Here is a 12,034-nt window from a genome sequence, read left to right on the forward strand (position 1 = left end):
AAAATGTTAAAAGAAGAAATAAATAAAGACAACATTCCGAAACACCTCGCCATTATTATGGATGGGAATGGTCGATGGGCAAAACAAAAAGGTTTTTTAAGAACCTTGGGGCATAAAAGCGGATCAAAGTCGGTAAAAAAAATCATCAAAGCTTGTTCTGATTTGGGAGTTGAGTACCTTACTTTATATGCTTTCTCTACAGAAAACTGGAACAGACCCAAGCTGGAAGTGGATACTTTAATGAAAGTTCTTATCAATTCATTAAAAAAAGAACTGCCAACATTGCTCGAAAACAACATGAAAATGAACGCAATAGGCAATTTAGATAAATTACCTAAAAACGCTCAGAAAGAATTACAGGATGTTATAGAAAAAACAAAAAACAATACAAAAATGACTTTAACTCTAGCCTTAAGCTACGGATCTAGAGAAGAAATTGTTAATGTTGTTAAAATAATAAGCGATAAAGTTAAAAATAATATAATTTCAATAGACGCTATTGACGATTCAATTATAAATGAGCATCTTTACACGCATAATTTACCGGATGTTGATTTATTAATAAGAACTAGTGGAGAACACAGAATAAGTAACTTTTTGTTGTGGCAAATTGCCTATTCAGAACTTTATTTTACGGAAGTGTTATGGCCTGACTTTAAAGAAAAAGATTTATATGAGGCTATTATTAGTTATCAAAAAAGAGAACGTCGATTTGGAAAAACAAGTGAACAAATTAAATAATTTTTTAGTGTTACATAAAAGCATAAAATTAGTCCTTACCCTTTTTATATTAGGAAGTTTTACTCAAATAAAAGCTCAAGACAGAGTCCCTTTTGATCAAGGAAAAAAATACATACTTGCCGATGTAGCCATTGTTGGCGACATTAGTTTCAATCCACAAACCGTAATTACTTTTGCGGGTTTAGAAAAAGGTCAAGAAATTACCATCCCCGGAGAACAAATAAGCAGCGCCATCAAAAAACTAGGAAAGTTAGGTCTTTTTGACGAAATTTCATTTTATGTAAATCGTGTTCAAAATGACAGCATCTACTTAGACTTAGACATCAAAGAATTGCCCAAAATAAATGAAGTAAAAATTGTTGGTGTTTCTAAAAGCAAAGCCGAAACTTACATTAAGGATAACGGTCTAACCAATGGTAAAATTGTGACCGAGAATTTAATCACCACGACAAAAAATTATATTGAAAAGACGTTTAAAAAAGACGGCTATTTTAATGCCAAAGTTTACATCACCACAAAGAAAGACACAGCTACAACCAATGAAGTGAATATGCTGGTAAATGTTGACAAAGGTGAAAAGGTAAAAATATACGAAATTGACATTGAAGGAAATAAAGAAATAGCAGGCAAAAAACTGCTTAAATCGATGAAGAATACTAAGATTCAAAATCCTTTTAACATACTAAAACGATCCAAATTTATTGAAGAAAAATATCAAGAAGATTTAGAGTCTATTGTAAAGGATTATAAAAAAATTGGATATAGAGATGCTCGTATAAAAAGCGACACCGTTACTTACAACAAAGAAAAAGATGCTCTTCATATTAAAATTAACATAGAAGAAGGACAGAGATATTATTTTGGAAATATCAAATTTATTGGAAATACAGTATATTCAGATCAAGGGTTAAGCAGCATGTTAGGGATTCAGCCTGGAGATGTTTATAATGGTGTATTGCTGGAAGAAAGAATTTCTGATAAATCAAAACCTGACGGGGAGGATATTACTAATTTGTACCAAAATAATGGATATTTATTTTCAAATATTAATGCAGTCGAAGTTAAAACTGTAAATAATACAATTGATTTTGAAATTCGTGTAACTGAAGGACCTGTAGCGTATTTCAATAAAATAACAGTTGTTGGTAACGACAAAACGAATGACGAAGTTATATACCGAGAATTAAGGACCCATCCTGGAGAAAAATACAACAAAGCTGAATTAGTAAGAACCATAAGAGAGATTGGCCAATTAGGATTTTTTGATCCTGAAAAAATTGAACCAAAATTCAAAAATGTAGATTCTGGTGCCGGAACCGTAGATATTGAATACAATCTAGTTGAAAAAGGCGCTAGCCAAATAGAACTGCAAGGAGGTTACGGTGGAGGTGGTTTTGTAGGAACATTAGGGCTTTCATTCAACAACTTTTCAGCAAGAAATTTATTCAACAAAGACGCTTATCACCCACTACCAATGGGAGACGGACAAAAAGTTGCTTTGAGATTGCAAGCGAGTTCTTATTATAAAACCTATAGTGTATCTTTTTCAGAACCATGGTTCGGAGGCAAAAGACCTATCCAATTTAATACATCATTAGCATTCAGTCAGCAATACAATGCCAATTATCAAACTCAAAAAGTAGATAAGTCAAAATACATCAACATAACAACTTTGTCTATAGGAACTGCCAAAAGATTGACTGTTCCAGATGACAACTTTGTACTTTCACAGTCGATAAGTTACCAACAATATGATTTACATAACTATCTTTATGGATTGTTCACTTTCCCGAATGGAACGTCAAGAAACTTATCGTATACAGTTGGATTAACTAGAAACAGCAAAGGAATCAATCCAATATTCCCAACTTATGGTTCAGAATTTAATGTAACAGGTCAATTTACACTTCCTTATTCCTTATTTACTGGAATAGATTATGCAACATTGGGAGACCAAAAAAAATACAAATACACATATACAGGTGTTTCTTATAAAGATAGTAATGAACATGCAGTAAATACAGGAGATTACGTAGATGCATTACCAAGTTCAGGTACAGTTCCTAATTATGTGGCTCCAGACAACTATCAAGATGCCGTAGCAGATCCAGGAAAAGTAGATCAAGAAAAATACAAATGGTTAGAATATTATAAAATTCAATTTACTGGGGATTGGTTTACTACAGTGTATAAGAAACTGGTTTTACGAACTTTAATGCAATTTGGATTCTTAGGAGCTTATAACATGGATAGAGGAGTAATTCCTTTTCAAAGATTCTATATGGGGGGTGATGGTATGGCCGGAAGTTCAATTGATGGAAGACAAAACATTCAGTTAAGAGGATATGAAAATGGCGCTTTAACTCCTATCGCTGAAAATGGACAAGATGTTGGAGCTACAGTTTATAATAAGTTTTCATTAGAATTACGTTATCCAATCACTTTAAAATCGTCTGCATCTATTTATGCTTTAACATTTGCTGAAGCAGGTTCTTCATACGCATCGTTACAAGACTACCAACCCTTTGCGTTGTCTCGTTCTGCAGGGGTTGGCCTTAGAGTTTTTATGCCGGCATTTGGGCTTTTAGGTATTGATTTTGGTTATGGATTTGATGCTGTACCAGGACAGATACAACCAAGCGGATGGCAAACACATTTTATTATTGGTCAACAATTTTAATTATCTTAGTGCGGAATTTCTAATTTCAAAAATTATGAGAAAACGATTTTTATTTATAATTTTAACGATTATTAGTACTAATACAATAAACGCACAGACGAGAGGAAATAAAGTGGGCTACATTGATATGGAGTACATTTTAGAAAACGTTCCGAATTACATAGAGGCAAAAGCTCAATTAGAGCAAAAAGCCCAAAAATGGAAACAAGAAATTGAAGCAAAAAAATTAGAAATAAACAAACTCAATGATGCTTTAAAAGCAGAAAAACCTTTATTAACAGCTGAATTGATTGAAGAAAGAGAATCGGAAATTGCCTTTCTTGAAACAGAAAAATTAGATTATCAACAGAAAAGATTCGGTCCAAGCGGCGATTTAATTTTACAAAAAGAGGGGTTGGTAAAACCAATTCAAGATCAAATTTTTACTGCAGTGCAAGATATAGCCGAAGCAAAAAAATATGATTTCATTTTTGACAAATCTTCACATTTAACGATACTTTTTGCAGCCAAAAGATTTGATATCAGTGATCAAGTAATCCGAATATTAAATCGAACCGAAAAAAGGGAACAGTTAACTAAGAAACAGTTAAAAGAAGAAGAAGATAAAGAAAATAAAGAAGATGCTATCGATGAAAATCCAGTATTAGCAGAAAGAGAAAAAGCATTACAAGACAAAAAGACGGCAAGAGAAAAATTAATTGCCGATAAAAAACAGGCCCAAGAAGAAACCAAAAGAAAATACGAGGAAAAAAGGAAACAACTCCTTGCAGAAAGGGAAGCTAAAAAAAATGGTACGGTTGTTGCAACATCAAAAACTACAACCGAAACAAAAACAGTTGTTGATCCAAAAAATGAGCCCCAAACAACTACAGAAGCAACGAAAACAACAGAAGTATTAAAACCTAACTTGCAAGAAGAGCGCAAAAAGGCTTTAGAAGAAAAAAGAAAAAAAATACTTGAAGAGCGGGAAGCCACCAAAAAAGCGTTGGAAGAAAAACGTTTAAAAGAACTTGAAGAAAAAGAAGCTTTGAAAAAAGCAAACGAAGAAAAACTAAAAGAAAACAATAACAAATAATAATTAATTACTAAATATTTTAAAACGATGAAACAATTCAAAACTTTACTAATTGCTGCAATATTTATTTTAGGAGCATCACAAACCACTAAGGCACAAACGAAAGTTGCACATGTCGATGTAAGTGAAATAATGGGAAAAATGCCTGCAATGCTTGATGCTCAAAAACAATTAGAGAAATTAAGCGGAACTTATGATGCCGATTACAAAAAAATGGTTGAAGAATACCAAGCAAAATTGAAAAAATATAGTGAAGAGTCTGCTACTGTTACAGAAGCTATAAATCAAGATCGTTCTAAAGAAGTTCAAGACATGCAAAAAAGAATTACTGACTTTAGAGACAATGCCCAAAAAGAATTGCAAACTAAAGAATCTGAAATTGTAAAACCAATTATGGAAAAAGTAAGAGCTTCTATTCAAAAAGTTGGAAAAGCAAAAGGTTTCCAATATGTATTGGATGGTTCTACTCTTTTGCTTGCAGACGGAACAAATTTGACTGCTGATGTAAAAAAAGATTTAGGTTTCTAAAATTTTTACAAACTTAAAAAAACTGCTCTTCCATAAAATTTGGATTGAGCAGTTTTTTTTTACATTGAAAATATAGTACATTTAAACAATAGAATTTATTTTTTATGACAAACGATCAACCCATCGGTATTTTTGACTCAGGTATTGGAGGAACTTCAATTTGGAAAGCGATACATGAATTACTTCCAAATGAAAAAACCATTTACTTAGCAGACAGTAAGAATGCTCCTTATGGACAAAAGTCAAAAGCAGAAATTATCGCTTTGAGCATGAAAAATACCGAATTGCTAATTGAAATGAATTGCAAACTGATCGTTGTGGCCTGCAACACTGCGACTACGAATGCCATTCAAGAATTAAGAGCCAAATATCCTATTCCTTTTATCGGAATTGAGCCTGCCATAAAACCCGCAGCAACCCATTCAAAAACTCAAACAATCGGAATACTCGCCACAAAAGGAACCTTAAACAGTGAGCTTTTCAACAAGACCACCGAAATGTATCATGATACCAAAATTATTGAACAGGTAGGTCACGGACTCGTTCAACTCATTGAAAATGGCGACATCAATTCGCCAGAAATGACAAAATTGCTTCATTCTTACCTTACTCCGATGATTGATGCAAATATTGATTACCTCGTACTAGGATGCAGTCATTATCCCTATCTTATTCCACAAATAAAAAAAATTCTTCCCGGTCATATTCACATTATTGATTCTGGAGAAGCTGTGGCCAGACAAACACAAAATATTCTAAAAGAAAAAGTAGGATTCACAAGTTCTAAAAACAATCAGCCTATTTTTTATACAAATACTAATTCAAAAGTACTAGCGGAAATATTAGAAAATAAATATACTGTCGAACAAAGAGATTTTTAAAAAACTAATCTATTTTTCTTTTTACAAACCATATACCGTCTAGATTAAGGCTCAACGTCAATTTATGATAGTCTTCTTTTATTAACGAATTCGTGATTTTGCCTTTTTCTCCATAAGAATAAGAAACAAACAAAGCTGACGAATTGCGATCGAATGGTAATGACAGTCCAATCGAAAAGCTTTTGTCGTCAATTTTTCGGTTATTGATTTGTAAATAGCCTGAATCATAATTAAGTCCAGTTGCAAATCGAATTCTGTCGAAATAGTTTCTAGATTCCTTGGCTTTTTGATACGAAAACCCTAAAGCAAACTTTTGCTGATTTGTAAAATCTCCATACAAATCGGATTGGTTGGTTGCGTCCCAAAATCTTTTTTCATAATCAAAAGTAACGCTTAATTTGTTTTTAAAAACTTTATTAATACCTACTCCAATTTCCAATGGCAAATAAAAATCATCTGCAGCTGTTTTTTTATCAGACTCCAAAACAGACGAACCGGTACTATTAGCAATTGCAACATATTGAACTTTTGCAGCATTTATTTTTGTTGGAGTTTTTACATTTAGTCCAAAAGTAAAATCAGGATCAATTTTGAATTGAGAACTCAAAATTGGCCGAATACCATTATAACTCGTTTTTTTATCTAGAAGAGTAACAGTATTGTTTATGGTGTACGTTCTGTCGTCCTTTGTGCTCCCAAAAAGGACTGAAGCTGACATGCCAAAAGAGAGTTTATTTGTTACTTTATATGCATAAGATAAATCAAGATTATTAAGGCCTCCAGACCCTATTACATCCAAATTATAATACTCATTGCTTCCGTCAATTATTGAAATCTTCACGTCCGAAATTATGAAGGAAGAACTTGAATATGGCATTAAAGCGAGACTAAATGCAGATTTTGTTGTAATAGGAAAGGCAAATGCCAGATGTGAGAACTGAAAATTATTTCTGTTTTCTGTTTTTGAATTATTCTGAAAAGAAGTTTGAATAGCCGTGCCCCCAAACTCAAAAAAGAAATTATTCATAGGAATATTTACTAACGACGCTGCATTTTTATTATTGATAAAACTACCTGAGGGCAACCCAATTCCTGAGTTACCAATAGCCGGAATTAATCCGAAATTAGACTCATACAAACTACCTAAACCATAAAGCGAATAAGGCGAAGTGGATATACTTTGAGCATTAGATATAAAAAAAGCCAAAAAAACTAAAACTAAAAAGCTACTATTTTTTTTCATTTAATAAGTGATATAATAAATTTTTAATTCAATTTTATTTTCTTTGACCAATTGATCTCCCAAGACCACCCTATCCACATTTTTTGCTGAGATTGGTAGCGTTAGAATTAATCCATATTTAAAATCCGAATTTTTTTTCATTTCTTTTTGTAGAAAGCCGCTAATATTAATTTCATACCCTATATTCTCATCAAACTCATCATTTGATGCATTCAAATTTGCAGTAAGAATGTTACCACTGGCATCCGAAAGCTGCGATTGCGTTCTGTTTAAATTATCAACAACATAAACATTTAATTTTTCTGGCAGTGGAAACAATTTGGAATAAGAGTTTTTAACTGGTTTTATAAATAGTTTAGCATCTACTATTGCTCCGTTTTCGGTTAAATATTTTAATTGCTTGACATTTGGAAAATCAATCCTACAGACCAAACCAGTTCCTGCCTGTACAAACCCTTTATTACCCGTAAAAATGCTAGAAAAACTTTTTTTAGACAAAGGCAAATCTTCTAAAAAAGTACCTGTTTTATCAGATAAGATATTATTAAATTGCTTTGAAATATCACTTATGGTAAAGTCCTTAAAATAAGAAGTTTCAGAATCGCCTTTTCCTTTGGAATAATACAATCGAAGAACACTGGACAAACCGTATCCGATTATACTATTGGATTCGGTTGATGTAGATTTAAGCATAAAGCCTTTAAAATAATTAGTGAACTCATCATAGGTAGTAATTTCATTATTTTTGAATTTATTAAAAATCTCAGCTCCAAATACTGCATTTAATTTAATATTAATACTGTCTCTTCCTATTGGCTTAGGATAAAATGAAATCATTCCTAAACTATTTGCATCATACTTAAAAGAGGAACTATTATAAAAATTACCGTCATCACTGTTTGCTTTTAGCTTTTTTAAAACTCTATGAATACTTAAAGTTTGCAATTTTGTTGTATCTGCATAATAATAATCGTCATACTTTAAAATCATAGCAATTGAATCAAAAACATATCCTGTTGCTTCGGTGTCTGAATTTTCACTGTAAAGATTAAATATTGAAGTCGAACACTGAAAATAACTCTCTGACCTTACCTTTCCAAAAAACGGGTCATCATAATTGCCAACCAATATTCGACTTTGACTAGAAGTAACTAAAGAATCTAGTTTCACATTCGAAACATCAACTGTCATTGTATCAATTGATATTACTTTATTTGTAACCTCGAGATAATCGGAGCCAACAACAAATTCTCCGGCATCAACATCCGAATTACAGGAAGTCAGTACTAACCCTGAAAACAGCAAAAACAAAAACTTGTTCATAATCCAATTTTTGAACAAATATATATGCCCTCGTTTTAGAAGTCCTAATAACATATACAGACCGCTATTATCTCTCTATAAAAAGCGGTAATCAATCTATGATTTGAAATACAACAGCAATTCGAGATTCAACCTTTATAATTGCCAGTCTGTCTATAAAAATTGGTCATATATATATATTCTTTTTTATTAATAGCCAACACAATTACTTTTGGCCAATAAAATAATAATGAGAATAAAAACACTAACGAATCTTTTGCTACTGGTACCCCTTTGTAGTGTTTATGCACAAACAGGCTACACTATTGATTTGAATTTAAAAACAGAACCAACAGAAAAAAGCACAATAAATGAAACTGAATTTGGAGTTATGTTCTTTAAAAGTATTGGTGCCAAAAATAAATTGAAAAACACCTTTAAATACAAAAACATAAATTTTGATTACGAATTAGAAAATTATATCATAAAAAATTATGCTTCTCAAAACAATTCAACGCGGTTTAATGCTTTTGAAGATACTTTCGAATTATCTCATCAATTGACCGATAAAACCATTTTGAGATTTGAAATCGAACCAACAGCAAATTTTGACTCTAATTTCAAAATGGATGATATTACAATTCTTGGTGGCTTTACAATTACTCAAACAATCAATAATAGCAGTACGATAAATATAGGAGTAAATAGAACTACCGTATTTGGCAAACCAGAAATATGGCCAACGTTTTATTATTCGAAACAAATAAATAAAGATGTTTCTATAAAATTAGGTTTCCCAAATTCAGAAATAACATATTCAAATACAATCCAGAATAAATTTAGTTTAAAAAATACTTTTAACGGAACTAATTATAACATGAACAAACCTATACTTTCTGAAAATTTAAATGAGATAACAAAAATTGGGTTTTCACAAATTGAAACCACATTAGAATATGAAAGAAACATGGATACTTCTTGGTTCATCTGTTTAAAAGGAGGCTATGCTTTTAATAAACAATTTACCCTTTCAAACCAGAATTTTACAAATGAACAAAATGAAACAATAAAAAACGGAGCAATTTTCAATATCGGTATAAAATATAAACATTAATAAACACAACAGATTATGAAGCATTTTAAAAAAGGTATATTTTACAGCACTTTGCTGGTTAGTTTAATTTTAATTGGCTGTAGCAATGACGATGATGAAGATAAACTAGGAAACTGGATAAAAAAATCAGCATTTGATGGCCCAGCAAGATCAAGCGCAACAGGTTTTGTGATAGGAACTTATGCATATGTCACCACAGGATATACTGGTGACGAATATCTATCTGATTTATGGGCTTACAATTCTGAGGGGGATTTTTGGGAACAAAAAGCAGATTTCATAGGAGTTGCAAGAAGTTCTGGTGCTGGTTTTGAGTTAGACGGAAAAGGCTATGTGGGTCTTGGTTATGATGGCACCAATAAATTGAAAGATTTTTTTGAATACAATCCAGACACAAATAGCTGGACACAAAAAGCAGACTTTGCAGGAACTGCCCGTTATGGAGCAGTTGGTTTCCAAGTTGGTGGAAAAGCTTTTCTTGGAACAGGATATGATGGCAATTATTTAAAAGATTTCTATCAATTCAATCCAACAGAAAATAGCTGGACACAAGTCAACGGATTTAGCGGGAACAAACGAAGAAATGCAACAGTTTTTGTAATTGACAATATAGCCTATTTGGGCACCGGAATTAATAGCGGCGTCAATCAATCCGATTTTTGGGCATTTGACCCAAGTACTGATGTTTGGACACGCAAAAGAGACCTAGACGATGACGAAGAAGACCATGATACATATTCAATTAAAAGATCTAATGCTGTAAGTTTTTCTCTTGATGGCTTAGGGTTTGTAGCTTGTGGAGAAAGTTCGAAAACAGTTTGGGAATACAATCCAAACACTGACATTTGGAAAGAAAAAACTTCATTAGAAGGTTCAGGCAGATCTGATGCTATAGGGGTTTCGTTCGCATCGAATAAAGCTTTTATTATGCTAGGAAAATCAGGGACTTCCTATTTTGATGATGTATGGGAATTTAAACCAAAAGACGAACAAAGTGATGACGATAATTAATCAAAAAGATAAATTCTTCTGGACAAAAATCCAGAAGAATTTTAAATATTTATTCAATATATTCACAATACTTTTTTTAGTAGGTATATTGATTTTTATTTTTTTGCAAAAAGACCAAAATTTAAAAGTAGAAAGTATAAAAATTAAATCTGGTTGGGGTTATATAATTACAAATGACAAAAAAATAATTATAAAACAAAACATAATTCCTGTTATTAGCCAACAAAAAAGTTTTGAAACCGAAAAAGAAGCATTGCAGGTAGGAAAATTAGTTTTACAAAAATTAGAAGCAAATTCATCCCCCACTATTACAAAAAATGATTTAATTTTATTAAAAATAAAAATGTAGATGAATATAGGATCAATAAACAACAACTCAAACAAAATACTAATTCATAGTGTCATTTGGTGTTTTTTTATTGTTACATCACTTATTCAATTTTATGAAAGCCCATTTCATATCAATTCTGATTTTTATGTCCAATGGACAACTGGGATTTTTCTTTTTTATCTTAACTATATTTATCTTGTACCTAATTTGCTTTTGCAAAAAAAATATGGGTATTACTTAAGTATTTTAATAGTTTTGATAGTTGTTTTTATGATTTTCCGATATAAATATCTAATGCCTGAATTTCGTGAAATGAAACCGCCAAATGGCTTTTCTTATCCCAAAATGAGCCATCCATTAGGCAAGGAAATGATAAACAATAAGATGTTCAAAAAAGACCAACCCTTATTTTTTAAAATTGCACCTTCTTTCTTTTATATTTTGATTATTGCTATTAGTACCATAATCAAAATATTGTCGGAATTTTACAATGACCAACAAAACAAATTAATTGCAGAAAGTCAAAGAACAACGACAGAATTAAACTATTTAAGAAAACAAACAAACCCCCATTTTTTATTCAATGCACTCAATAGCATTTATTCCCTGGCTCACAAAAAATCAGATCTAGTACCCGACGCTATTGTTACTCTGTCTGAAATGATGCGGTATATGCTGTATGAAACCGATAATAAATCGGTTTTGCTTGAAAAAGAATTAGACTATATAAAAAACTATATTGACTTACAAAAACTAAGACTTAATACTATTGAGAACATAACGATAAACATTCATGGGGACACCAAAAACAAGTTTATCGAACCTTTGCTTTTAATATCATTTATCGAAAATGCTTTTAAGTACGGAACCGATTATAAAGGGGCTGCATTTGTTAAAATCAAAATTACAATCGAAGAAAATATATTGGATTTTTGGGTCGAAAACAAAATAGAGAATAGTAAAAAAGATCCTGAAAATTCTGGAATTGGACTTTCGAATATCAAAAATAGACTTACTTTGCTATATCCAAACGCACATCAACTGACTCTTACAACTACAGAAACATTGTATAAAGTGCATTTGAATTTAAAATTAGATCAAATTCTTATTTAAAGTAAAGCCACATCA

General features: G+C 31.5%; 11 protein-coding genes. 9 read left to right on the forward strand and 2 right to left on the reverse strand.

Annotation, left to right across the window (positions count from 1 at the left end):
* Nucleotides 1–3: 3 nt before the first annotated feature.
* The 5 genes from OLM57_RS01875 to murI all read left to right on the forward strand — a co-directional run bounded on the left by OLM57_RS01875 (nucleotide 4) and on the right by murI (nucleotide 5,905).
* Nucleotides 4–741 (forward strand): isoprenyl transferase, encoded by a 738-nt coding sequence (locus OLM57_RS01875; RefSeq protein ID WP_264565542.1) that lies wholly within the window; start codon nucleotides 4–6, stop codon nucleotides 739–741.
* Nucleotides 674–3,421: an outer membrane protein assembly factor gene (locus OLM57_RS01880; RefSeq protein ID WP_264565543.1), complete on the forward strand. Its 2,748-nt coding sequence runs from the start codon at nucleotides 674–676 to the stop codon at nucleotides 3,419–3,421. The genes OLM57_RS01875 and OLM57_RS01880 overlap by 68 nt, the downstream gene beginning before the upstream one ends.
* 34 nt (nucleotides 3,422–3,455) lie before the next feature.
* Nucleotides 3,456–4,496, forward strand: coding sequence for an OmpH family outer membrane protein (locus OLM57_RS01885; protein ID WP_264565544.1), 1,041 nt, complete (start codon nucleotides 3,456–3,458; stop codon nucleotides 4,494–4,496).
* Between the two features lie 27 nt (nucleotides 4,497–4,523).
* Nucleotides 4,524–5,024: an OmpH family outer membrane protein gene (locus OLM57_RS01890; RefSeq protein ID WP_264565545.1), complete on the forward strand. Its 501-nt coding sequence runs from the start codon at nucleotides 4,524–4,526 to the stop codon at nucleotides 5,022–5,024.
* 104 nt (nucleotides 5,025–5,128) lie between these two features.
* On the forward strand, nucleotides 5,129–5,905 hold the full coding sequence (gene murI, locus OLM57_RS01895; RefSeq protein ID WP_264565546.1) for a glutamate racemase: 777 nt from the start codon (nucleotides 5,129–5,131) through the stop codon (nucleotides 5,903–5,905).
* Between the two features lie 4 nt (nucleotides 5,906–5,909).
* On the opposite strand, the gene OLM57_RS01900 is transcribed toward murI, so the two are convergent.
* Together OLM57_RS01900 and OLM57_RS01905 are read right to left on the reverse strand one after the other, a co-directional pair.
* On the reverse strand, nucleotides 5,910–7,148 hold the full coding sequence (locus OLM57_RS01900; protein WP_264565547.1) for an outer membrane protein transport protein: 1,239 nt from the start codon (nucleotides 7,146–7,148) through the stop codon (nucleotides 5,910–5,912).
* Nucleotides 7,149–8,471 (reverse strand): DUF4270 domain-containing protein, encoded by a 1,323-nt coding sequence (locus tag OLM57_RS01905; protein WP_264565548.1) that lies wholly within the window; start codon nucleotides 8,469–8,471, stop codon nucleotides 7,149–7,151.
* A 229-nt stretch (nucleotides 8,472–8,700) separates the two neighbouring features.
* Between OLM57_RS01905 and OLM57_RS01910 the strand changes: the two genes are divergently transcribed.
* The 4 genes from OLM57_RS01910 to OLM57_RS01925 all read left to right on the forward strand — a co-directional run bounded on the left by OLM57_RS01910 (nucleotide 8,701) and on the right by OLM57_RS01925 (nucleotide 12,019).
* Nucleotides 8,701–9,564 (forward strand): DUF6268 family outer membrane beta-barrel protein, encoded by an 864-nt coding sequence (locus OLM57_RS01910; protein WP_264565549.1) that lies wholly within the window; start codon nucleotides 8,701–8,703, stop codon nucleotides 9,562–9,564.
* A gap of 15 nt (nucleotides 9,565–9,579) precedes the next feature.
* The gene (locus tag OLM57_RS01915; RefSeq protein ID WP_264565550.1) at nucleotides 9,580–10,575 is read left to right on the forward strand and encodes a Kelch repeat-containing protein; all 996 of its coding nucleotides are present in this window, start codon (nucleotides 9,580–9,582) and stop codon (nucleotides 10,573–10,575) included.
* A 103-nt stretch (nucleotides 10,576–10,678) separates the two neighbouring features.
* Nucleotides 10,679–10,924 carry a DUF4907 domain-containing protein gene (locus tag OLM57_RS01920; RefSeq protein WP_264565551.1) on the forward strand — a complete coding sequence of 82 codons (246 nt, stop codon included), beginning with the start codon at nucleotides 10,679–10,681 and terminating at the stop codon, nucleotides 10,922–10,924.
* A gap of 276 nt (nucleotides 10,925–11,200) precedes the next feature.
* Nucleotides 11,201–12,019 (forward strand): sensor histidine kinase, encoded by an 819-nt coding sequence (locus OLM57_RS01925; RefSeq protein ID WP_264565552.1) that lies wholly within the window; start codon nucleotides 11,201–11,203, stop codon nucleotides 12,017–12,019.
* Nucleotides 12,020–12,034: the final 15 nt, after the last annotated feature.

Origin of the sequence: Flavobacterium sp. N3904, from assembly GCF_025947305.1 — a bacterium.
In the GTDB taxonomy this organism is placed as follows: Bacteria; Bacteroidota; Bacteroidia; order Flavobacteriales; family Flavobacteriaceae; genus Flavobacterium.